The organism is Candidatus Nanopelagicus limnes, assembly GCF_002287885.2.
Lineage (GTDB): Bacteria > Actinomycetota > Actinomycetes > Nanopelagicales > Nanopelagicaceae > Nanopelagicus > Nanopelagicus limnae.
Genome location: NZ_CP016768.2, coordinates 1,190,385 through 1,214,862, shown reverse-complemented (window position 1 = coordinate 1,214,862; position 24,478 = coordinate 1,190,385). Strand labels below are relative to the sequence as shown.

The 24,478-nt window shown below is 41.1% G+C and carries 19 protein-coding genes; 13 read left to right on the top strand and 6 right to left on the bottom strand.

All coding sequences use genetic code 11. From position 1 onward, the window contains the following. Positions 1–34 precede the first annotated feature (34 nt). On the bottom strand, positions 35–1,861 hold the full coding sequence (locus B1s21122_RS06200) for an acyl-CoA dehydrogenase (RefSeq protein ID WP_095680134.1): 1,827 nt from the start codon (positions 1,859–1,861) through the stop codon (positions 35–37). Positions 1,862–1,953: 92 nt separating this feature from the next. Between B1s21122_RS06200 and dcd the strand changes: the two genes are divergently transcribed. Further along, the gene (dcd, locus tag B1s21122_RS06195) at positions 1,954–2,532 is read left to right on the top strand and encodes a dCTP deaminase (protein WP_095680135.1); all 579 of its coding nucleotides are present in this window, start codon (positions 1,954–1,956) and stop codon (positions 2,530–2,532) included. A 4-nt stretch (positions 2,533–2,536) separates the two neighbouring features. Here dcd and B1s21122_RS06190 read toward each other — a convergent pair whose 3' ends face one another. From B1s21122_RS06190 to B1s21122_RS06180, 3 genes are all read right to left on the bottom strand, one after another. Continuing rightward, the gene (locus tag B1s21122_RS06190; RefSeq protein WP_095680136.1) at positions 2,537–4,003 is read right to left on the bottom strand and encodes a sensor histidine kinase; all 1,467 of its coding nucleotides are present in this window, start codon (positions 4,001–4,003) and stop codon (positions 2,537–2,539) included. 17 nt (positions 4,004–4,020) lie between these two features. Continuing rightward, positions 4,021–4,764 carry a response regulator transcription factor gene (locus B1s21122_RS06185; RefSeq protein ID WP_095680137.1) on the bottom strand — a complete coding sequence of 248 codons (744 nt, stop codon included), beginning with the start codon at positions 4,762–4,764 and terminating at the stop codon, positions 4,021–4,023. Between the two features lie 65 nt (positions 4,765–4,829). After that, entirely contained in the window at positions 4,830–6,896 is a 2,067-nt protein-coding gene (locus B1s21122_RS06180; protein ID WP_095680138.1) for a (Fe-S)-binding protein, read from the bottom strand. A gap of 210 nt (positions 6,897–7,106) precedes the next feature. Here B1s21122_RS06180 and dnaK point away from each other — a divergent pair, with 210 nt between their 5' ends. The 6 genes from dnaK to galE are packed head-to-tail and all read left to right on the top strand — an operon-like array spanning position 7,107 to position 12,267. Next, positions 7,107–8,936 (top strand): molecular chaperone DnaK, encoded by a 1,830-nt coding sequence (gene dnaK / locus B1s21122_RS06175; RefSeq protein WP_095680139.1) that lies wholly within the window; start codon positions 7,107–7,109, stop codon positions 8,934–8,936. After that, positions 8,936–9,439 carry a nucleotide exchange factor GrpE gene (gene grpE / locus B1s21122_RS06170; RefSeq protein ID WP_095680140.1) on the top strand — a complete coding sequence of 168 codons (504 nt, stop codon included), beginning with the start codon at positions 8,936–8,938 and terminating at the stop codon, positions 9,437–9,439. Before dnaK ends, grpE begins: the two co-directional genes overlap by 1 nt. Before the next feature lie 14 nt (positions 9,440–9,453). Next, positions 9,454–10,368, top strand: a complete 915-nt coding sequence (locus tag B1s21122_RS06165; RefSeq protein ID WP_095680141.1) for a DnaJ C-terminal domain-containing protein — start codon at positions 9,454–9,456, stop codon at positions 10,366–10,368. Beyond that, positions 10,365–10,742, top strand: coding sequence for a heat shock protein transcriptional repressor HspR (locus tag B1s21122_RS06160; protein ID WP_095680142.1), 378 nt, complete (start codon positions 10,365–10,367; stop codon positions 10,740–10,742). Before B1s21122_RS06165 ends, B1s21122_RS06160 begins: the two co-directional genes overlap by 4 nt. Before the next feature lie 26 nt (positions 10,743–10,768). Beyond that, positions 10,769–11,302, top strand: coding sequence for an orotate phosphoribosyltransferase (gene pyrE / locus B1s21122_RS06155; protein ID WP_095680143.1), 534 nt, complete (start codon positions 10,769–10,771; stop codon positions 11,300–11,302). Continuing rightward, positions 11,302–12,267, top strand: coding sequence for a UDP-glucose 4-epimerase GalE (gene galE / locus B1s21122_RS06150; RefSeq protein WP_095680144.1), 966 nt, complete (start codon positions 11,302–11,304; stop codon positions 12,265–12,267). The genes pyrE and galE overlap by 1 nt, the downstream gene beginning before the upstream one ends. Here galE and B1s21122_RS06145 read toward each other — a convergent pair. Then, positions 12,250–13,356 (bottom strand): glycosyltransferase, encoded by a 1,107-nt coding sequence (locus tag B1s21122_RS06145; protein ID WP_095680145.1) that lies wholly within the window; start codon positions 13,354–13,356, stop codon positions 12,250–12,252. The genes galE and B1s21122_RS06145 overlap by 18 nt on opposite strands. Further along, positions 13,356–13,985, bottom strand: a complete 630-nt coding sequence (locus B1s21122_RS06140) for a DedA family protein (protein WP_095681219.1) — start codon at positions 13,983–13,985, stop codon at positions 13,356–13,358. The genes B1s21122_RS06145 and B1s21122_RS06140 overlap by 1 nt, the downstream gene beginning before the upstream one ends. A 152-nt stretch (positions 13,986–14,137) precedes the next feature. Between B1s21122_RS06140 and B1s21122_RS06135 the strand changes: the two genes are divergently transcribed. From B1s21122_RS06135 to B1s21122_RS06110, 6 genes are all read left to right on the top strand, one after another. Beyond that, positions 14,138–16,393, top strand: coding sequence for a sodium-translocating pyrophosphatase (locus tag B1s21122_RS06135; RefSeq protein ID WP_095680146.1), 2,256 nt, complete (start codon positions 14,138–14,140; stop codon positions 16,391–16,393). A gap of 39 nt (positions 16,394–16,432) precedes the next feature. Continuing rightward, positions 16,433–19,153, top strand: a complete 2,721-nt coding sequence (gene topA, locus B1s21122_RS06130) for a type I DNA topoisomerase (RefSeq protein WP_095680147.1) — start codon at positions 16,433–16,435, stop codon at positions 19,151–19,153. 29 nt (positions 19,154–19,182) lie between these two features. After that, the gene (tmk, locus tag B1s21122_RS06125; protein WP_095680148.1) at positions 19,183–21,198 is read left to right on the top strand and encodes a dTMP kinase; all 2,016 of its coding nucleotides are present in this window, start codon (positions 19,183–19,185) and stop codon (positions 21,196–21,198) included. A gap of 2 nt (positions 21,199–21,200) precedes the next feature. Then, a complete protein-coding gene (locus tag B1s21122_RS06120; protein WP_095680149.1) occupies positions 21,201–22,346 on the top strand; it encodes a DNA polymerase III subunit delta' in 1,146 nt (381 codons plus the stop codon). Positions 22,347–22,390: 44 nt separating this feature from the next. After that, positions 22,391–23,035 (top strand): VOC family protein, encoded by a 645-nt coding sequence (locus tag B1s21122_RS06115; RefSeq protein WP_095680150.1) that lies wholly within the window; start codon positions 22,391–22,393, stop codon positions 23,033–23,035. 137 nt (positions 23,036–23,172) lie between these two features. Further along, the gene (locus tag B1s21122_RS06110; protein WP_095680151.1) at positions 23,173–24,471 is read left to right on the top strand and encodes a DEAD/DEAH box helicase; all 1,299 of its coding nucleotides are present in this window, start codon (positions 23,173–23,175) and stop codon (positions 24,469–24,471) included. The last annotated feature ends 7 nt before the right edge of the window (positions 24,472–24,478 follow it).

Sequence of the window (24,478 nt, the reverse complement as noted above, 5' to 3'; positions counted from 1 at the left end):
AGCACCTTACATTAAGCGAGTAATTTAATTAAATTTAAAAGGCACTTTCAGCAATGTTCATAATTTCACCAGTCTCAGACTCAACAACAGCTCTTTCAACTGAGATATGAGGAAGGACAGATCTTACGAAAAACTTAGCTGAGGCGATTTTACCGTTATAAAACTCAGTATCTTTACCAGCTGTTGCTAACTTATTTTGTGCAATATCTGCTTGGCGAAGAAGCAACCAGGCAATAATTAAGTCACCAGTTGCCATTAATAATCTTGAGGTATTAAGTCCAACCTTATAAATCTCTTTTGGATTCTCCTGTGATTCCATTGCCACACCAACCATGTGACCAATCATTGCCTGCACATCTTCTAGTGTTTTAAGCAAAGCTTTTTTCTCCTCTGGCAGATTTCCACCAGCGGATGCAAATTTGGCAATTTCTTTACCTAAAATTGTTATGGAACGACCACGATCTCTCACAATCTTGCGGAAGAAGAAATCTAAACCTTGAATAGCAGTTGTGCCTTCATACAAAGTATCGATCTTGGCATCTCTTACATACTGCTCAAGTGGCCAATCGGTAGTAAAGCCAGAGCCACCAAAGGTTTGTAATGACTCAGTACCAAGTAATGTCCAAGATTTCTCGCTGCCATACCCTTTAACAATTGGCAGCAACAAGTCATTAATTAGGTGTAAATCTTCAATCTTTTCTTTATCTGTGCCCTCGGCTTGAGCTAACTGGAATGAGTCCTGAATCGTTGCCGTGTAAAGAACTAGCGCGCGCATTCCTTCAGAGTATGACTTTTGTACCATCAAAGAACGGCGAACATCTGGGTGCTTAATAATTTCAACTCGTGGGCTGTTCTTATCTTTAGCAACTGTTAAATCAGGGCCTTGCACACGTGTTTTAGCGTAAGAAAGTGCTTGTTGGTAACCAGCACTTAATGTTGCAATTGCTTTAGTTCCAACCATCATGCGGGCATACTCAATAACCTTAAACATCTGCGCAATGCCATCATGAACATCACCTAATAAATATCCAACCGCAGGCTCTTTTTCACCTAAATTCATTTCACATGTTGTTGAAACATGCAGGCCCATCTTCTCCTCTAATTTAGTTACATAAACACCATTTCGTTTTCCAAGTGCGCCAGTTTCAAAATCAAACATAAACTTTGGAATCATGTAGAGGTCTAATCCTTTAGTGCCAGCAACCGCACCTTCAGGACGTGCCAACACAAAGTGAATAATGTTCTCTGTAAGATCTGAATCACCTGAGGTAATAAATCTTTTTGTGCCAGTTATGTGCCATGTGCCATCTGCTTGCTTAACAGCTTTAGAACGACCAGCGCCAACGTCACTGCCTGCATCAGGTTCGGTAAGCATCATGGTTGCACCCCATTGCTTATCAACCATTAACTTTGCAACCTTCTTTTGTTCTGGTGTACCAAAAACATAAGCAACATGAGCAAAGGCGGTACCGGAGGCGTAAATATGAATTGCAGGATTTGATCCTAAAACCATTTCAGCAATTGCCCAACGAATAGATGGTGGAATTGCTGTGCCACCTAACTCAACTGGTGCATCAATTCGCCACCACTCGTTATCCATAAAAGTTTTATAAGATTTTTTGAAAGATTCAGGTAATTTTGCATCTCCAGTTTTTGGATCAAACTTAACTTCTTGGCGATCACCATCAATAAATGAGGCAGCTAAATCATTTTCTGCCATGCGCTTAACCTCTTCAAGCATGCCCATTGCAGTTTCACGATCTAAATCTTTATATATTGATTTTCCTAAAATTGATTCACGTTCCAATAAATCAAAAAGACAAAACTCAATATCGCGCAGATTGGCTATGTAATGGCCCATGGGACAAGCATGCTACCCGCGGGTAACTTAATCAATACCCGCCAGTAGGTTTTACCCTCACAATTTTGTTATTCAGGATAGGGTCTGCGATTGTGCTACTAAGTGATCGCGATATTCGCGCAGAGATCTCCGCCGGACGGGTAAAGGTTGAACCTTTCACCGAGGTGATGGTGCAGCCATCAAGTGTTGATGTAAGGCTCGATCGTTTTTTTAGAGTTTTTGAAAACCACAAATATTCAGTTATTGATCCATCAATAGAACAACCAGAGCTTACTCGCGAGGTTGCGGTAACTCCGGATGAGCATTTTATTTTGCATCCAGGTGAGTTTGTATTGGCAAGTACATATGAAGTTATAACTTTGCCTGATGATATTGCAGGTCGCTTAGAGGGTAAATCATCTTTAGGTCGCCTAGGTTTACTAACTCATTCAACAGCAGGATTTATTGATCCAGGTTTTTCTGGACACATAACACTTGAGCTTTCTAATGTTGCTAATCTGCCAGTGAAATTATTTCCCGGAATGAAAATCGGCCAACTTTGTTTAATCAAATTATCATCTCCTGCTGAGCATCCATATGGATCAGCAGTTTATGGTTCTAGGTATCAAGGCCAACGTGGTCCAACACCATCAAAATCTTGGTTGAACTTTCATAAAAGTAAAGTTGAGTAGTTAGTTACTCCTGATTTAAAAAATGCAGGGTAAAAGTTGCACCCTGTCCAACTTCAGATTTAACACTTACATAACCACCGTGGGCTTTCATAACTGCATCAACAATTGATAATCCAAGACCACTTCCCTCACCAGAGTTTCTAACCCGTGACGGATCTGCTCGATAAAATCTTTCAAAGATTCGATCCTGATCAGCCCTTGATAATCCTGGCCCTTTATCTGAAACGGCAATCGTTGTTTCACTTACTCCTTGCATTGCAGTAATACTTATTTCTGTGCCATTTGGTGTGTGGGCTCTGGCATTTGCTAATAAGTTTGCAATCACTTGATGGATGCGCTGGGAATCACCCAAAACAAATATCTCACTTGCCTCAAGTTTTATTTCAATTGGATGATTTGGCCCTGCAGCTCTTGCTGAAGCTACCGCTTCGGTGATTAAGGTATTTAAATCAACTGGTTCTTTATCTAATTCACGTGATTGATCAAGCCGGGCAAGCAGTAATAAATCCTCTACAAGTGAACTCATTCGAACTGATTCTTTTTCAATTCGATTGATTAATTCTTTTGTTTTTTCCTCCCCAACTACCGCACCTTGTCTATGTAATTCAGCGAAGCCGCGAATAGCAGTAAGTGGTGTGCGAAGTTCATGGGAGGCATCTGCGACAAATCTTCTTAACTTATTTTCACTTTCCACTCGAGCAGTAAAGGACTCTTCAATTCGGGCAAGCATCGTGTTAAGTGAGGTAGTAAGACGGCCAACTTCAGTATCTGGTTTTGCAGCCGGCAAACGTGCTGAAAGATCACCCGCAGCAATCGCTTCAGCTGTATCTTCAACCGCCTCTAAAGGTTTTAAACCGAGCGCGATAATCCATCTGGCTGCCATAGCAATTGCAATTAATGCAATTGTTCCTAAAATTAAAAATAGAAAACGAAGTTGGCTTAAAGTTTTATCAACCTTCTCCAAGGAATCAGCAACAATCACACTTCCCATTCCAGTTGGCAACATCTGGGCAAGCGCTCTGATATCAGGCTGACCATCTTTACCTTCAATGGTGAAGGGGAGATTTCTATACTGACTAACCTCATCGATTTTCATCCCAGTTACGGCAAAGTTTTTATCACCTAACTCACCACCAACCTGACCAATTAGATTTCCATCAACATCTAATAATGTAATTGAAGTTGCAGTTGGCACACCACGAAGTGGTTCTAAAATTTTAAATGGTGAGTTTTTATCATCTGCTTCAAGGGGTGCAATACCAGCACGATCTAAGCGATTTAGAGAGGTATTTGAGATATTAATTAACTGATCATCTACTTGGGAGATCAGGTAGGTGCGAAGAGCAGCATTTGCTGCAAAATCTGAGGCAATGATTGCAAAGCTAGCTAGAACAACAGAGGCCAAGATAAGTCGGTTGCGCAAGCTCCAAAGTGAGAGCGGAGTGCGCACCCGACTTAACGGTGAATTCATCTGCTAATTGTTATCAATTACTTACCTGCTGGCAACCTTAAGCGGTATCCAACACCTCGTACTGTGTGAATTAAGGCTGGTTCATAGATATCAATTTTCTTTCGTAAATAGGAAACATATGTCTCCACAATTCCCATATCTCCTCTGAAATCATATTGCCAAACATGATCTAAGATTTGAGATTTACTTACTACTCGATCAGCATTAATCATTAAGTAGCGAAGTAATAAAAACTCAGTAGGTGAGAGATCAATTAGATTGCCAGCTCGTCTAACCTCATGAGTTGCTTCATCTAATTCAAGATCTGCAAATCTAATTTTTTCATCATCTGCTAAAACTTGCGTGGCGCCAGTTCTGCGAAGAAGTGCGCGCAGGCGAGCAACTAACTCCTCTAATGAGAAAGGTTTAGTTACATAATCATCCCCGCCAATTGTTAAGCCCGCAATCTTGTCTTCAACTGAATCTTTAGCAGTTAAAAACAAAACGCCAACATTATGACCTTCACTTCGAAGTTGCCGGCAAACCTCAAAACCATTTTGGTCAGGCAGCATCACATCAAGAATTAATGCGTGTGGTTTGAACTCCTGCGCAATTTGCAGGGCGGCAGAGCCAGAGGCAGCTGTTCTAACATCAAAGCCAACAAACTTTAAACTGGTGGCAATGAGTTCACTAATTGAATTCTCATCATCTACAACGAGAATTCGCTGCGTGCTCTGATTAACTTCTTGGCTACTACTTACTCTTTCTTTAAGAGTTGTCATTTGGCATCACCTCAAGGATGATGATTATCTACCATCCTGAGGGTTTCCTGAGAATCGAGTGTGCTTTAGCCTGATCTTTTCACGCTGCGCAGCATTATCTGAGCAACATCTAGAACTTCAACAGAGCTGTTCTTAGCCACCATTCCATCAGAGACCATCACGCGACAAAACGGACAACCAACTGCTACTTCCTCAGCACCTGTTGCGATTGCTTCATCAACACGATTTAAGTTGATGCGCTCGCCAATTTTTTCCTCCATCCACATTCGCCCACCACCTGCGCCACAACAAAATGATCGCTCTTTATTTCTAGGCATTTCACTCACCTCAACACCAGCTGATTCCAATAACTCCCGTGGTGGTTCATAAATTTGATTGTGTCGACCTAGGTAACAAGGATCATGATAAGTAAGTTTCTTAGCGTCGGCTTTAGCGGGTGCTATTGGTTTTAACTTACCCTCTTTAACTAATTGATTTAACAATTGGGTGTGATGAACCATTTGTAATTCAAAACCTTGTTGCTTGTAATCTCTACCAATTGTTGTGAAGCAATGCGGGCAGGTAACTACAACCTTCTTTACTCCTCGAGTACCAAAAGTCTCTTGCAGTGTTTCAATATTTTCTCTAGATAAAATCTGATATAAAAACTCATTACCACTTCGCCTTGCAGGATCTCCGGTGCAGGTCTCACGCTTTCCTAGAACACCAAAGCTAACTCCTGACATATATAAAAGCTCAGCAACTGCTTTTGTAGTTTTCTTAGCCCGCTCTTCATACGCGCCAGCACAACCAACCCAAAATAAATACTCAACATCTTCCGGTATTACTGAATCAATTACAGTAACTGGAAAATCAACCTCTTTAATCCAAGCATCGCGATCAGTTCTATTAGCCCCCCATGGGTTGCCAGCTTTTTCTAAATTGCGAAATGTGTTACCAAGCTCTGTTGGAAACTCAGACTCAACTAAGACTTGAAATCTTCGCATATTAACTATGTGATCAACATGTTCTATATCAACTGGGCACTCTTCAACGCACGCGCCGCAGGTTGTGCAGGACCATAAAACATCTAATGAGATTGCATTCTCATGAGCGTTACCAACAATCTTGGTAGCAGATGCTGCTTCAGTACCGACTTTGGCTAATGCGTGATCTCGCATTGCCATGATTAAGAGCTTGGGAGATAGCGGTTTATCAGTATGCCAAGCAGGGCATTGTGATTGGCATCTGCCGCATTCGGTGCAGGTAGACATATCAAGAAGGCCTTTCCAAGATATATCAGCAGCGCTTCCAATACCAAATACATCATCCTCTTTTGGATCTTCAAAATTAATCTCTTTGCCATGAGAGAGCATTACTGGAAGCGGACCCAATGCATTTAATTTACTTGGATTGCGCTTAAAGAAGATATTAAAAAATGCTAAAAATCTATGCCAAGCAATTCCCATTGTTAGATTAATTCCAACCACAATAAACCAGGCCATTGAAACGGTGATTTTGGTGAAGGCAATTGTTTTAATTAAGTTTTCAATCTGAGCAGTTGAGTAATCACTGAAGAATAAAACAGCTGGGTATGAGATTGCGTAATGCCAATTCCAAGAGGCAACGCCTGCTAGCGCTCCTTCTAAGCCACGAAGTGAGAAAACGCAGAAGACAACTGCCAAAATAGTTGCTTCAACGTAATAAGCCTTTTTGTTACCAGAACCAAAAAATCTAGACTTTCTTCCCTTTCTAAAAACTCTAGTAAATTGTCTAATTCCAATTAAGGCAACAATTCCAACACCGGTGGCAGCAGCAATAAACTCAACAAATAATTCATAACCAATGAAATGTCCTATTAATGGCAAGGTCCATGCAGGATTTGTTAACTGAAAATATGCAGTTACTAATGTGCCAAGGAGGGCGCCAAAACCAATCATTACAAACCAGTGGGCAATTCCAGTAACGGTGAAGTTAAGCATCTTGGTGTGGGATAAAACTTCCACCAACATATTTTTTAATCTCTTGCTCTTGTTATCAAAACGAGTTGGATCACTTTGACCTGCTGATATTTTTTTAAACAGCTCAAAGCCGCGATAACCAAAGATGCCAACTGCGGCAGCGGTTAATAGATAGGCAAGGAGTGCGAGCACGGGTTAAGGGTAGGTCAGGGGGTGGGCTCTGAGTTGGTTTACCCATTGTGGGAATAAATACCCCGCATGGGGAGTTCTTTAGGTAGCAACCTTGAGCCTATCTGGCTCAACCTTTTGACTAAATGGGCACTCAAGGTTGAAAATACTCCCATGAGGATGGGTTAAACCAGCCTCGCAAGAGAAGTAAGCGAAAACAAGGAGGATATTTAAATGGCCAGAGCGGTCGGAATCGATTTAGGAACCACTAATAGCTGCGTAGCGGTTTTAGAGGGTGGTGAACCAACGGTTATCGCAAATGCTGAGGGTGCAAGAACCACACCTTCCATTGTGGCATTTGCAAAAAATGGTGAGGTATTAGTTGGTGAGGTTGCAAAGAGACAATCTGTAACCAACGTAGAGCGAACGATTCGCTCAGTCAAAAGACATATGGGTACCAACTGGGCTCAAGATGTTGATTCAAAGAAGTACACACCACAGGAAATTAGCGCTCGTATTTTAATGAAGCTAAAGCGAGATGCCGAAAGTTATTTGGGTGAGACGGTATCGGACGCCGTAATTACTGTGCCGGCATACTTTAATGACGCGCAACGTCAAGCAACTAAAGAGGCTGGTGAGATTGCTGGTCTTAATGTGCTTCGTATTGTTAACGAGCCAACTGCTGCTGCGCTCGCTTACGGTTTAGATAAAGGCGATAAAGAACAAACCATTTTAGTTTTCGACCTTGGTGGTGGAACATTTGATGTTTCACTTCTTGAAATTGGCGAAGGCGTAGTTGAGGTTAAAGCAACCAATGGTGATAACAACCTTGGTGGCGATGACTGGGATCAAGCATTAGTTGATCACCTAGTAAAAACCTTTGCTGCTAAAAATGGAATTGATTTAACAAAAGATAAGATGGCGATGCAACGTGTTCGTGAAGGTGCTGAGAAGGCAAAGATTGAGCTTTCATCCTCTGCGCAAACATCAATTAATCTGCCATACATCACAGTTGATGCTGAGAAGAATCCACTTTTCTTAGATGAGACTATTACTAGAGCGCAATTCCAAGGATTAACCGCAGATCTACTTGAGCGATGCAAGAAGCCATTCCAGGCAGTCCTAAAGGATGCTGGAATTCCGATTGCAGATATCGATCATGTAGTTCTAGTTGGTGGATCAACTCGTATGCCAGCAGTTGTTGATTTAGTTAAATCATTAACTGGCGGCAAAGAGCCAAACAAAGGTGTAAACCCAGATGAGGTTGTAGCTGTTGGAGCTGCGCTGCAAGCTGGTGTTTTAAAGGGCGAGGTTAAAGATGTTCTACTACTTGATGTAACACCACTATCCCTTGGTATTGAAACCAAAGGTGGCGTTATGACTAAGTTGATTGAGCGAAATACAACTATCCCAACTAAGCGAAGTGAGATCTTCTCAACTGCTGATGACAATCAACCAGCAGTACAAATTCAAGTATTCCAAGGTGAGCGCGAGATGGCTGCTTACAATAAAAAACTTGGCATGTTTGAGTTAACCGGTCTACCACCAGCACCAAGAGGTGTGCCACAAATTGAGGTCACATTTGATATTGATGCAAATGGAATTGTCCATGTGTCAGCGAAGGATCTTGGTACTGGCAAAGAGCAACGGATGACAATTACCGGTGGCTCCGCTCTTTCTAAGGATGAGATTGAGCGAATGATGAAAGATGCTGAAGCTCATGCTGATGAAGATAAGCAACGTCGTGAAGAGGCAGATGTTAGAAACTCTGGCGACTCACTTGTCTATCAAACTGAAAAGTTCTTAAAAGACAACGCTGATAAGTTCAACGAAGGTGAGAACGCCACTAAGAAGAGTGAGGTTGAAACTGCAATTGCAGATTTAAAGAAATCACTCGAAGGCAATGATCTTTCAGCGATAAAGAGTGCAACTGAAAAAGTCTCTGAGATCAGCCAACAACTAGGTGCTGCTCTATATGCAGCAAATGCTGCGCAAGCAACAGCCGGTGATACTCCATCCGATGATGGTGTGCAGGATGCTGAAGTTGTGGATGAGCAAAAGTAATGAGTGAAGAAAACTTAGCTGCGTCAGAGAAGGAACTCTCTGACGCAGTTGATGAAGCATTAAATGAGGCAACTGTTGTAGTTGATGAAGTTGCAACTTTGACTGCAGATTTACAACGTTTGCAAGCGGAGTATGCAAATTATCGAAAGCGAGTAGATCGTGATCGAGTTTCAACTACTGAGTTTGCGTTCGCTGCTGTTTTAATGGAGTTCCTACCAGTTCTAGATGATCTTGATCGAGCAGCAGAACATGGTGAGTTAACTGGTGGATTTAAAGCAGTGGCAGATCGAATTAACTCAATTGTTGAAAAATTGGGGTTAACTAGATTTTCTGATGCCCCTGTGCCATTTAACCCTGAGATTCATGAAGCGCTAACTCATGAGAGCTCACCAGATGTTACTGAGCCAACTGCATCAAAGATCTTGCAACCGGGGTATAAATTTAAAGATCGTGTAATTAGACCAGCACGAGTTGCTGTTACCGATCCACAAACAAACGCTTAAGGCAGTATTTTTCAATGGCAGCTAAAGATTTATATGAAAAGGATTACTACCAAATCCTTGGTGTTTCAAAGGGTGCTGATAGCGATGCCATTAAAAAACAATACCGAAAATTAGCTAGAGAGCTTCACCCTGATAAAACTAAAGGGGATAAAAAGTTAGAGGATCGCTTTAAAGCAGTCTCTGAGGCTTATGACATATTAAGTGATGATAAAAAACGCCGAGAATATGACGAAGTTCGCGAAGCTGTTAAATCAGGAAGAGTTCCACCTGGCTTTAATGGCGGTGGACAGGGTTTTAATGGCGGTGATTTTTCAGATTTATTTGGTCCAGGCGGAGATATTTTTTCAACATTATTTGGCGGTGCTCGTCAACGCCATGGCGCAGATTTGCAAACAGAGGCCTCAATTGGATTTAAAGAATCTATCTATGGCACTGAATTAAATTTACGGCTCTCACCAAATGGATCAACACCAGCAAATATTACAACCAGAGTTCCAGCTGGCATTAAAGATGGTGCAAAGATAAAAATTAAAGGACGTGGTGCACCAGGAGCTGCTGGTCCTGGTGATTTATATGTATTAATACATGTAACACCTCATCCAATATTTTCTAGAAAAGATGAAAATATTCACGTGACTCTGCCAATTACATTTAGTGAAGCCACATTGGGCGCAGATATTTCTGTGCCAACCTTGGATGGGGATGAAGTAACAGTACGTATTGCACCTGGCACACCATCAGGTAGAACATTAAGAGTTAAAGGTCGTGGGGTTAAAAAAGGTTTAAATGCTGGGGATTTAATGATTACTTTAGATGTTGCCATTCCACAGCGAGTAGACGGGGCTGCTAAAAAAGCAATTGAAGATTTTGATAAGGCAACAAATGATTTTGATCCTCGAAAAGAATTATTTTCTAAGGCTAAAAAATGAATAAAGAAAATCAAATTCCAGAAGATGAAGCAGTGTATGTAATCTCTGTTGCCTCTGAGTTATCTGGCATGCACCCACAAACGCTACGTCAGTATGATCGTTTAGGAATTGTTTCACCCAACAGAACTGTTGGGAAAAACCGAAGATACTCACTTCTAGATATTGTTAAATTACGTAATGTTCAAAGATTAGTTGGCGAAGGAATAAATCTTGCAGGAATTGCTCGCATTATGCAGCTGGAGGAGGCGGTGGCAAATATGTCACTAGAGGTGGCAAAACTAAGAACTGAGGTTGATGCACTTTTGCTTGCTAACCCGCCTAAGTCTTTAATTAAACGAAGCGAACAAACCGTCGTTGTTTATCCAAAAGATTAATAGCAAGTAGAGATAGGCTCACCTATATGTCATCAAAAGACGCATTAAAAAGTGAAATATTAAAAAAAGCGGTTGTGCATGGAAAAGTTATTTTATCCTCCGGCAAAGAGGCTGATTATTACGTTGATCTGCGTAGAGTTACTTTAGATGCAACTGCTGCGCCACTAGTTGGTGAAGTGATGCTGGAGTTAACCAAAGATTTAGATTTTGAAGCTGTTGGCGGTTTAACACTTGGAGCAGACCCTGTTGCAACAGCGATGATGCATGTTGCCGCAAAAAATGGTCGCAAATTAGATTCTTTTGTGGTTCGAAAAGCAGAAAAAGCACATGGCTTACAACGACGGATTGAAGGCCCAGATGTTAAAGGGCGAAGAGTTTTAGCTGTGGAAGATACTTCAACTACTGGTGGATCTGTTTTAACTGCGGTTGAGGCACTCAAGGAAGCAGGTGCAATTGTTGTTGCAGTTGCAGTAATTGTTGAAAGAGGAGCGGCGGCTAAAGTTAAAGAGGCAGGGTTTGAATATCGTGCCGCGTATCAACTAACAGATCTAGGCTTTTAATGAAAATACTTGTTACAGGGGGTGCAGGTTATATTGGATCAGTTTTAGTCAATAAGTTGATTACTTCAGGACATCAGGTGAAAGTAATTGATGACTTAAGTAATGGTTTTAAAGAAAATATTGATGAGAACGCAGATTTTATCCAAGGCTCTATTTTAGATAATGATAAATTAAATCAAGCACTAGATGGCGTTGAGGTTGTGTTTCATTTAGCAGCGAAAATCAGGGTCGAAGAGGGTGAAAGAGAGCCAGAGCTTTATAAAAAAGTTAATATTAATGGAACTTTAAATTTGATTAATAAATGCACCGAAAAAAATATTAAAAAACTAGTATTTGCTTCAACTGCTGCCGTATATGGCGACCCTGAAGATTATCCAGTAAATGAAAAATCAAAAGTTAACCCAGTAAATGTCTACGGAGCAACGAAATTAGAGATTGATCAGTACCTCGAAAAAAATGCAAAATCACTTGGCATATCTTCTATTTGCTTTAGATTTTTCAATATTGGTGGTGCTCTACAAACTAAAAAAGGTAATTGGCTAAAAATTAAGCATGAAGGTGCAACTCACTTAATTCCAAGCATTCTTCACAGCTCAAATGAGAAACCCCTACTAATTTTTGGCAATGATTGGGCGACTAAAGATGGAACTCCAACAAGAGATTTTGTCCACGTTGTTGATCTTGCAGATGCTTTAATCAAATCATTGACCAAGCTAGAGGTACCGGGAAATCAGGTAATAAATTTGGGCACCTCAACAGGTTCAACAGTGCTTGAGGTTGTCAAAACTGCAGAAGATTCTTTGAAGAAAAATATTTCCTATCGGTTTGCTGACAGAAGAGCTGGGGACAGTTTCGCATTGGTTACTAGTAATGAAAAAGCCAAACAAGTTTTAGGTTGGGTACCAAACAAATCTTTAAGTGAGATTTTACAAGATGCGCAAGCAGAGTTACTTGCGAATCACTAATTGCATATATAAGTCTTTGTAATTCTCTGCCATTTTAGTTACTGAAAATTTCTCACTCAACAATTTATTGGCGTTTAGTCCGACTTGGTGAAGTGATTTCCTGTCAGAGGCTATTTCTATTATTCGATTCGCCATCTTTACTGGATCTAATTCAGTTAAATACCCGGTTTGATTATTAGAAATAAACTCAGATATGCCACCGACATTATTACTAATTGTTGGCTTACCGTAATTTGCTGCCTCTAACATAACTAGCGGCAAGCCTTCATTCTTGCTAGTAATTAGCAGTAGATCAAAATCAGTTATGTTTTCAAATGGAGCAGTAAGCCATCCAGTAAATTTGATTGGCAGATTTTTTGCTTCCGTTTTTATTTTGGAAAACAGTTCACCTTCACCAACCATGGTGAGTGAAAAATTGTTTGGTGATGCTTTTGAAAGGTGCTTGACTACCTCAATTGCATATTTCGGGTCTTTGATATCTGTAAAGCGCCCAACCCAGAGTAAGTTAAATACTCCATTTTGCCCTTGATTAAACTCAATAGTTTTTACCGGGATTCCAATCTGAATAACTCTCCATAAAAGCTTTTTACCAATCCCAAGATTTGTTAATGAGCGCTTAGTTTCACTAGTGACAGCAACGGCTACATCTGTGTATTTACCCATAATTTTTTCAATTACAGTAAACACCGAAGATTTATAGCGAGCGAAATAACCATAAATTAAATGACCGTGAAAGGTGTGAACCACAGGCGAATTTTTATTTACAGATTTTGCTGCAAGCCTGCCAAGCACGCCTGCTTTAGAGGTGTGTGTGTTGATTAAATCTGGCTTCATTTCTTTAATCATCCTTCTTAAACTAAAGAAACTTCTTAAATCATCTAGTGGATTTAGTGATCGATGCAAAGTATTGATTTCTAAAAGTTGTGCACCAAGTTTATGAGTTTGAGTAAAGTCACTTTCATTTGATTCACAATATCCATATGCAATAGTTGATTGTGTATCTAAATCATTCATGGCACTTGTTAAATGATCTAAGAAAACAGCAGGACCACCCGTGTTCATTCTGGTAATAATGTGCAAGACCTTCATTAGTGCTTGCGCTTTCTCTCCCGATAAATCTCAATTGCTATCGGCAGCAAACTAAGCGCAATAATTAATCCAATAATCGGTAGTAAGAATTTATCTACAGATCCCTCAATTTTTTCACCCAATAAGTATCCAAGAAGGATAATTCCGTCAGTCCAAATTATTGCGCCAACTACATTCCAAAACATAAATACTTTAGTTGGGATATTAATTACACCAACCATTGGGTTGATTAAAGTTCTAACAAATGGGATAAATCTTGCCAATATTAATGCTTTACCAATTCCGTATTTTTCTAACCATTTTTCAGTTTGCACAACTCTGGCCTGTGTAAAGAATCTGCCATCTGGTCGATCAAATAACTTACGGCCATACTTTGCGCCAAACCACCTGCCTACAAATGAACCAGTTATTGCTGCAATTGGTGCGCCAATGAATAACTCTAAGGTTGGCAATTGATTTCCATTTAAAAGGGCAGCTCCTGTGCCAGAGGCTGCAATGCCAGCTACAAATAGAAGTGAATCTCCTGGAAAAGCTAGGCCAACTAACAAACCAGTTTCGGCAAATAAAATAGCCAAGATTCCAATCAGGCCAAGATCGGTAACTATTGAGTGGGCATCAAATAAATTCATCTTGGGGGTCAGGGTATCTGCCCAAGATGGGTAAATTAAGCGTGATTTATCCACGGCATACCTCTTTATTTGTAAAAAGGGGAGCCAGTATGCGTAAACTCGCCCGTCGTCAGTCAAGTGCTCAAAGTTGAGCCCTACCCAAGGAGAGTTCATTGAATCTTGTCCAAGTTAGCGGAACTAATCTCACCTACGTATATGTAATTTTAGGAATCTCACTGGCAGCACTTGCCATCGCCTTCGCTCTTCGAGCACAGGTACTGGCCCAAGATGAGGGCACAGCAAAAATGCAGGAGATTGCAGCAGCTGTTCAAGAAGGTGCTGCGGCTTATCTATCTCGCCAATTTAAAACACTCTCCGTTTTTGTGGCGATAGTTTTTGTCTTGTTATTTGCACTCCCTGGTGAAACAGATATCAGAATTGGTCGCTCAATATTTTTCTTAGTTGGTGCTGGTTTTTCAGCCCTCGTTGGTTACAACGGTATGTGGCTAGCGGTAAGAGCAAATGTTCGCGTAGCAGAGGCAGCTCGTAAGAAGTCAGCAGAGCGTGCAGTTCAAATTGCATTCCGCACCGGCGGCGTAGTTGGTATGACAACAGTTGGACTTGGACTTTTAGGAGCATCTCTTGTTGTAATCATTTACAAAGAGGATGCACCAGCAGTACTTGAAGGATTTGGTTTTGGCGCAGCGATGCTTGCAATGTTTATGCGCGTTGGTGGCGGTATCTTTACAAAGGCTGCTGATGTTGGCGCAGATTTAGTAGGAAAAGTTGAAAAGGGAATTCCAGAAGATGACCCAAGAAATGCTGCAACTATTGCAGACAATGTTGGCGACAATGTTGGTGACTGTGCTGGTATGGCAGCAGATCTATTTGAGTCCTATGCAGTAACACTGGTAGCAGCTCTAATTCTTGGAAAAGCAGGATTTGGTGATGCTGGTCTTATCTATCCATTGATCGTGCCTGCAATTGGAATTATCACTGCAGTACTAGGTATTTTCTTAACTAAATTACGCAAGAGTGATAAGTCAGCGATGACAGCGATTAATCGCTCATTCTTTACCAGCGCAATTATCAGCGCAGTATTAGTTGGTTTTGCAACCTTTACATACCTTCCAGATTCATTAATGAATATGTCAGGTTTGTCTGCTGAGGCTCAAGGGATTGATATTAATCCAAGAGTATTTGCATTAGGCGCAGTATTAATTGGTATTGCACTAGCTGCAGCTATTCAAGTACTTACCGGCTTCTTCACTGAGGTTGGCAAGAGGCCTGTAAATGATGTGGCAGCCTCTTCAAAGACAGGGGCAGCAACAGTAATTCTTGCTGGTGTTTCAGTTGGATTTGAATCAGCTGTTTACTCTGCATTATTGATAGCTGGCGCAGTATTTGGAGCATATTTATTAGGCGCCGGCTCTGTTGTGCTTTCACTATTTGCTGTTTCTTTAGCAGGAACAGGATTGCTAACAACTGTTGGCGTAATTGTGGCAATGGATACCTTCGGACCAATTTCAGATAACGCACAAGGTATTGCTGAGATGAGCGGTGATGTTAAGGGTGAAGGTGCAAAGATTCTTACCTCACTGGATGCAGTTGGAAATACCACAAAGGCAATTACAAAAGGTATTGCAATTGCAACCGCTGTTTTGGCAGCAACTGCATTATTTGGCGCATTTACCGATGCAATTAAGAACTCTGTTCTTGAAAAAGGCTTGGTAGTTAAAGATCAGGTTCTTTCACTGCAAGGCGTATTAGATGTGGCAGATCCAAGAAACTTAGTTGGATTAATTATTGGCGCAGCTGTGGTCTTTATGTTCTCAGGCCTTGCAGTCAACGCTGTTAGCCGTGCTGCTGGCGCGGTAGTTGTTGAAGTTCGCGCACAATTTAAGAAGTACCCAGGAATTATGACTGGCAAGGTAAAGCCTGAGTACGGCCGTGTAGTTGATATCTGTACACGTGATTCATTACGTGAACTTGCAACTCCAGGATTACTTGCTGTTATGGCGCCAATCGCAGTTGGATTTGGTTTAGGCGTGGGCGCACTTGGTGCATACCTTGCTGGATCAATTGGAACTGGCACATTAATGGCAGTCTTCCTATCTAACTCCGGTGGAGCTTGGGATAACGCGAAGAAGATGATTGAAGATGGCAAGTTTGGTGGCAAGGGCAGTGAAGCTCACAAAGCAACAATTGTTGGCGACACTGTTGGTGATCCATTTAAGGACACAGCCGGCCCAGCCATTAACCCATTGATTAAGGTAATGAACCTTGTTGGTTTGTTAATTACCCCTGCAATTGTTGGTTTCACATTAGATGATAATCAAACAATGAATATGGTGATTGCACTCCTTGCAACCTTGGTAATCATTTGGGCTTTGGTGCGAAACCGCAAACGCGCAACCGCCATCGCTTAAAGCTTTACTCTTCCCCATTTAAGTTAAGAAGGAAGTACTTTGGGAACAAAGTTAGTAATTGTTGAGTCCCCTGCAAAGGCGCGCAAGATTGGCTCCTTTTTAGGGGATGAGTATGTTGTTGAAGCATCCGTGGGCCATATTCGCGATTTACCACAACGGGCAGCTGATATTCCAAAGGAGTATAAAAAGTTTGCCTGGGCAAAAGAGGGCGTAAACATTGAAGAGGAGTTTGCCCCTTTATATGTAATTAACCCGGATAAAAAATCTAAAGTGGCCGAGTTAAAAGAGTTAATGAAGGATGCTGATGAATTAATTCTGGCAACGGATGAAGACCGCGAAGGTGAAGCGATCGCATGGCATCTAATTGAAGTATTACGGCCAAAGATTCCAGTTCGGCGAATGGTTTTTCATGAAATTACCAAGGATGCGATTGTAAAAGCAGCTAAGGAAACTCGTGATTTAGATTATCGATTAGTAGATGCCCAAGAAACAAGGCGCGTATTAGACCGCCTTTATGGATATCGATTATCACCAGTTTTATGGAAAAAAGTTATGCCAAGAATTTCAGCAGGACGTGTTCAATCAGTTGCAACTAGATTAATTGTTGAGCGCGAGCGTGAACGTATGGCCTTTATTTCATCTAGTTGGTGGGATTTAGCAGCAGCATGCGAGGCAGGATTTTCAGCAAGGCTTTTATCATTAAATGGTAAGCGAGTTGCTGCTACAAATGATTTTGATGCAAACGGTGGGATAAAAGATAAATCTGCTGCAAATATTTTATTACTTGATCAAGCAGGTGCTAGAGAATTAGTTCAATCATTGCAAGGTCAATCACTGGTTGTTAAATCATTAGAGGAATCACCAAGAACTGAGCGACCAAAACCACCCTTTACAACTTCAACCATGCAACAAGATGCAGGTTCTCGTCTTGGCTGGGGAGCACAGTTAACAATGCGCATTGCTCAACGATTATATGAAAACGGCTATATCACCTACATGAGAACAGATTCAGTAACTCTTTCTTCCTCTTCCATTACAGCAGCAAGATCATCTGCCCAAGCACTTTATGGAAAAGAGTTTGTGCCAGCAACCCCAAGAGTTTATGAAGGCAAAACAAAAAACGCCCAAGAAGCGCATGAGGCAATTAGACCAGCAGGTGAATCATTTAGAACTCCTGGTGAATTAGCGCCAGAGTTATCAAGAGATGAGTTTGCACTCTATGACTTAATTTGGAAGCGAACTATTGCATCCCAAATGTCTGATGCAAAGAAGCAGCAAATGAGAGTTGATTTTGATGTTAAGACTAAAACTGGCGCTGATGCAATATTTCGTGCAAATGGATCAGTAATTACATTTGCTGGATTTTTAGCAGCCTATGAAGATATTGTTGAAGATAAGGCAGATGTTGAAGATACTGATCGCAGATTGCCAGCAATGAGTGTTGGTGAAAAGATAAAGGTAAATGAATACAGCTGTGAGGGGCATGAGACAAAACCACCAGCAAGGTATACCGAGCCAACATTAGTTAAAAAACTAGAGGAGCTTGGAATTGGCCGGCCATCAACCTTTGCTTCAATTATGCAAACTATTCAAGATCGAGGGTATGTTGCAAAACGTGGACGTGCATTAGTTCCTACTTTTTTAGCATTTTCAGTTACAGGATTATTAGAGCAGCACTTCACAAAGCTAATTGATTATGAATTCACAGCCTCTATGGAGGAGGATTTAGATCGAATTGCAAATGGTGATGAAGAACGAGTCGCATGGCTTACAAAGTTTTTCTATGGCACAGAAGATAATCCAGGGTTAGCTGATTTATCCGCTGATCTAGGCGCAATTGATGCGCAAGCAATTAACACCATGAAGATGGGTGAAGATATTGAAATCAGAGTTGGCAGATTTGGTGCTTACCTGCAACAAGGCCAAGGTGATGATCGTAAGTTTGCCAATATCCCAGAGCAGATGGCACCGGATGAATTAACACTTCCTGTTGCAATTGAATTATTAGCCAAACCATCGGGTGAGCGAAAATTAGGAGTGGATCCGGGAACTGGGCTAGAGGTTATTGCTAAGTCTGGACGCTTTGGTGCTTATATAACTGAAGTTTTTCCTGAAGAGATAGTTGAAGAGGGTGCTAAGAAAAAACGTAAGAAAAAAGATGCGCCTAAACCAAAGACAGCATCATTACTTTCAACAATGTCATTAGACACAGTTGATTTATCTGACGCACTTCGTTTGCTGTCTCTACCAAGATCTTTAGGTTCATATCAAGATGAAATCATTACCGTTCAAAATGGTAGGTATGGCCCATATATGAAACACGGTGCAGATTCACGGACTCTTACAAGTGAAGATCAATTGTTTTCTATTGGACTAGAAGAAGCAATTGAAATATATAAACAACCAAAGGTAAGAAGGCGTGGTGTTGCAAAGCCACCACTTAAAGAATTAGGTAAAGATCCACAAACAGAGCGTGAAGTAATTGTTAAAGATGGCAGATTTGGTGTTTATGTAACAGATGGTGAAACAAATGCAACATTAAGACGCGGTGACGCGGTTGAGTTACTTACATTAGAACGTGCTCTTGAATTACTTGCGGGACGTCGGGCTTGGGAGATTGAAAACCCTGGTGGATCAAAAAAGAAAGGCAAGAGAGCGAAGAAAAGTGCACCAACACTTACTGAGAAAACTGTGAAAGGTGCGGGGGCGAAAAAGAAAGCCAAAAAGGCTGCAACTGGTGTTGGAAATGCGCCAAAATAGCGGTCGCTAGTCACAAGTAGACTTCCAACATGTCTTTGCCATATCCAGCAGCGCCTGCGCAAACTGAATCAAGAAGCGTGCTTGCAATTCCTGCATTTAGAAAACTTTGGCAAGCGATGGCGTTTTCATCCTTTGGCGATTGGCTTGGACTCCTAGCCTCAACTGCATTAGCTCAACAATTAGCAGGTGGTGATTATGCAAAGGCAAACTTTGCAATTGCAGGCGTATTTATTGTCAGGTTGTTACCAGCAGTAATTTTAGGTCCATTTGCTGGTGTTATTGCAGATAAGTTTGATCGTAGAAAACTGATGATTGTTTGTGATGTTTTACGTTTTTCCCTATATCTTTCAATTCCAATTGTTGGAAACTACTTTTGGCTATATACCGCATCGATTTTGGTGGAAATTGTTACCTTATTCTGGTCACCTGCAAAAGAAGCATCAGTTCCAAACCTTGTTCCTAAATCTAAGTTAGAAAGTGCTAATCAGGTATCACTTCTTGCAGCATATGGAACTGCTCCAATTGCTGCGATTTTGTTTTCTACTCTTGCATTGTTTACAGGTGCAATAAATGCAGCTTTGGGAAACACCACACCAGCCTCGGCTGCAGATCTAGCTCTTTATATAAACGCAGTGAGTTTTCTATTTTGTGCGTACACAGTTTGGCGATTAAAAGAGATTCCATCTGGGCCAAGCCAGAAATTAAATTCTTCTTCAATTGGCAAATCACTTTGGGAGGGCTTCTCATTTATCAAAGGCTCTAAAATCATTAGAGGTCTAATATTTGGAATGCTTGGTGCTTTCTTTGCAGCGGGTGCTGTAATTGGATTAGCTAGAACTTTTGTTGATGATCTACAAGCCGGTGAAGCTGCTTATGGAATTTTATTTGCGGCTGTATTTTTTGGGCTAGCACTAGGTATCTCATTTGGGCCAAGGGTATTTGCACAATTTTCTAGAAGAAGATTATTTGGAATTTCATTAACTATTTCAGGATTATTACTAGTAATTCTCTCCTTGGTTTTAAACCTAGTACTTGCAATCTTTATCACCGTTTTACTTGGCTTATTCTCTGGCATCTCTTGGGTAACTGGATTCACCATGCTTGGGCTTGAGGTTGAAGATGAGGTGCGAGGTAGAACCTTTGCATTTGTTCAATCACTAATAAGAGTCTCACTGGTTTTGGTATTAGCAATTTCTCCATTGGTAGCAGCTGCCATAGGTGAGCACACATACTCTTTTAGAACCACAACAGTTACTTATAACGGCGCCGCCTTTACGATGTTTTTCGCTGGTCTTATCGCAGTTTTGGTTGGAGTTATTTCATATAGACAAATGAGAGATCGACCAAATGTTTCACTCTTAAGTGATATCAAATCAGCATTTCGTGGTGAGTTAGGTGCGATCACAGGTCAGGTAACAAGTGGAGTATTTATCTCATTTGAAGGTGGAGAAGGCTCTGGCAAATCTACTCAAACAAAATTGCTAAAAGATTGGCTTGAGAAAAATGGTGAAGAGGTTTTATTAACTCGTGAACCTGGCGGAACTACTTTAGGTAATCAATTACGGGATATTTTATTGGACAATAAAACTGGTGTGATTTCACCTCGTGCTGAAGCTTTAATGTATGCAGCAGATAGAGCCCATCATGTTTTCTCTTTAATTAGACCTGCTCTGCAAAGAGGAGAGATAGTAATTACAGATAGATATTTTGATTCATCAATTGCATACCAAGGAGCTGGCAGGGTATTACTACCAAGTGAGGTTGCAAGAATTTCTAGATGGGCAACAGAGTCTTTAACTCCGACCTTAACTGTAATTATGGATCTACCGGCCGAGATCGGCTTAGGTAGATTGCATTCAACTGATCGATTAGAGAGTGAACCACTAGCTTTTCATGAAAGAGTAAGGCAGGAGTATTTAAACCTTGCCCACCTTGATCCTGAACGCTTCTTGGTGGTGGACGCATCTTTAACTATCGAACAAATTCATCAAATTATTATTGAACGAGTAGGCGCCATTAAAACTTTGAAAAGAAATTTTAAATAACTGTGAGTGTTTTTTCATCTTTGATTGATCAATCTCAAGTGGTTGAGATCTTAAAAGATGCTGCCCAAGCGGCTCATAATTCAAATGATTTAAGCCAGGTAATGACAAGTACCTGGCTTTTCACCGGCCCACCCGGCTCAGGGCGCTCAAATGCAGCGATTGCATTTGCTGCAGCTTTAGTTTGCAAAGAGGGTGGTTGTAGTAAATGTAATGATTGTCTGTCAACAATTCTTGGCACGCACGCAGATGTTGAATTGATTAAAACTCAAGGCTTGTCTATAAAAATTGATGAGGTTAGAGAATTAATCACCAGAGCTTCTTGGGCACCATCTGTTGCAAATTATCGTGTTGTTGTAATTGAAGATGCTGATCGCTTAACTGATTCTGCTGCGAACGCACTACTTAAAGTAATTGAAGAACCAGGCTTAAGAACTATTTGGTTACTTTGTGCTCCAACTTTAACTGATGTTTTGCCGACTATTAGGTCAAGGTGTCGACATCTGTCATTGCGCACACCATCTACCAAAGCAATAACTAACTTATTGATAGAAAGAGATGCAGTGGACGCTAAAACAGCTGAGTTTGTAGCACGCGCTTCAGGTGGTCATATTGGGCGTGCAAGAAGATTGGCCACAGATGCTAACGCAAGACAAAACCGGGCAAATATTTTGAAACTACCCTTAATGATCAAAGATATTGCTTCAGCATTTAAAGCAGCACAGCTTTTAGTAGATGCAGCCAAAGCTGATGCGCTAACTGATGCTGAGAAAAAAGATGAAGATGAAATTTCGAAATTGAAAGAGGCTTGGGGTGCTACAGGTAGCAAAATGGCTAGTGGTGGTTCAAAAGCTGTGAAGGAGTTAGAGAAAGAACAAAAATCAAGATCAACAAGAATGGTCAGAGATTACTTAGATCGAGCACTCCTAGATCTTGCAACGCTGTATAGAGATGTACTGCTTCTTCAATCAAACTCAACTGATTCACTAATTAATCAGGATTTACTTGAGCAAATCAAATTAATGGCAACTTCGACTAACCCGGCCAAAACTCTTGGCAAAATTGAAGCGATCTTAAAAACTCGACGAAATTTGGCCCAAAATGCAGCACCTTTATTACTTATTGAAGCATTGATGTGTGTATTACGTTAAGAAAATGGTAATTAGCACCCTCACAAGTAAGGCAAAATACTCTCATGCGTCTTGACCATGTTTCCTACGTTGCTTCCCACGATCAGATTTCTGATGTTGTTAATCGAATTGGTTCCCAAATTGGAACCGCATTTGTTGACGGCGGAATTCATCCAAAGTTTGGCACAAGAAATTTCACAGCGCCATTACTTAATGGTCAATACATAGAAATTGTTTGCCCACTTGATCATCCTGCAACAGATGCAACTCCTTTTGGACAGGCAGTTAAGAAAAAAGCGGATGCCGGTGGCGGTTGGCTAACTTGGGTGTTTAGCTCAAATGATTTAGCAAAGGTTGAAGAAAAATTTGGTAGAAAAGCTGCTGATGGCTATCGAACTAAGCCTGATGGCAGCGAATTAAAGTGGAAGCAGATTGGTGTCAGAGAGATCACCGGAGCCGGTGAGCTACCGTTTTTCATTCAATGGCTAACTGAGCAACATCCATCAAAAGATGGAAATAGTGTTGCAAAAATTTCCAAAATAGTAATTGCCGATGATGAGCAATTAGCGGATTCTTGGTTTAAGGATGAGATTAAGAGCGGGTTGACCGATGTCGAAATTGAGTGGGTTAAGCCTGAATCAAATGACGGAGATAAAGGAATTGTTGCCGTTGAGTTGTTAGTGAATAACAACAAAATTCGTGTTGATTAATTGTTGGTAATAACTTCTTAAAATATAAGGTAAACTTAAGCCAGTAGTTCCCCATGTGCTTACAATTTGTAAGTGCCTTGCGAGTCTTAATCTCAAATCACCACCAAGACGCGCATCATGTCTTGATAGGTTGATATATGTCATTTAAAGATTTAGGCGTTAACGCTGCGCTTACCAAGGTATTACATACCTCTGGAATCGAAAAGCCATTTCCAATTCAAAAAGCAACACTGCCTGATGCAATCGCTGGTAAAGATATTTTAGGTCGAGGTCAGACAGGTTCAGGTAAAACTCTTGCCTTTGGTTTGGCGTTAATGACCAGACTTGCTGGAAGAAATGCTGCCTCTATGAGGCCACTTGCTTTGGTTTTATCACCAACTAGAGAGCTTGCAATGCAGATTAGCGATGTGATTGCACCTTTGTCACGATCAGTTAATTTAAATTCACAGGTTGTCGCAGGTGGACTTTCTTACTCGAAACAGATTCAAGCTTTAAAACGTGGCGTGCCAATTGTTGTAGCAACCCCTGGCAGATTAATTGATTTGATTCAAAAGAAGCATATTAAGTTAGATGATATTGAGATAACTGTTTTAGATGAAGCAGATCAAATGGCGGATATGGGATTTTTGCCAGATGTGAAAAGAATTTTAGATTTAACTAAGCCTGGTGGCCAGCGAATGCTATTTAGCGCCACATTGGATAAAGATGTTGACTCATTGGTTAAGAAGTACTTAAGAAATCCTGTTACCCACTCTCTTGCTAACGAGAAATCAACTGCAGGAAATATGACTCACCATGTGTTGATAATGGAGCAGTCACACAAAGATTTAATTACCTCACAGATTGCAGCTAGAAAAGGAAAGAGTATTTTCTTTGTTAGAACTAAGCATGGGGCAGATAAGTTAACTAAGCGGATGAATGAAGCAGGAGTTTCAGTTGGAGCACTCCATGGTGGCAAAACTCAAGCCCAAAGATCAAGAGTCTTAGAGGCATTTAAGTCAGGAGCTACAAACGCGTTAGTTGCAACAGATGTAGCAGCACGAGGAATTCACGTTGATGATGTCTCGCTTGTAGTTCATGTTGATGCACCAGAAAATCATAAAGATTATTTACACAGAGCTGGCAGAACTGCAAGGGCCGGCGCTGTTGGAACTGTGGTAACTCTTGCAACTCATAAACAACGAAAAGGTGTGCATGGGTTAGCGGCGAGAGCAGGAGTTCGATTAAATGAATCAACTGTTAGGCCAATGGATGCCAATTTAGTAAAGGTAACTGGAGCTGCAGAGCCATCTGGGATTCCAATTGTTACTGCCACAAGTACAAAGAGTGGTGGTGGCGGTAGATCTGGCGGTTATCGCGGTTCAAGATCTAAGGGTGGCGGTAAGAAGAAGAAATCTAGGCCACGTCCACATGAGCGCCGAAAGCGCCCAAGGTAGTAGTAAA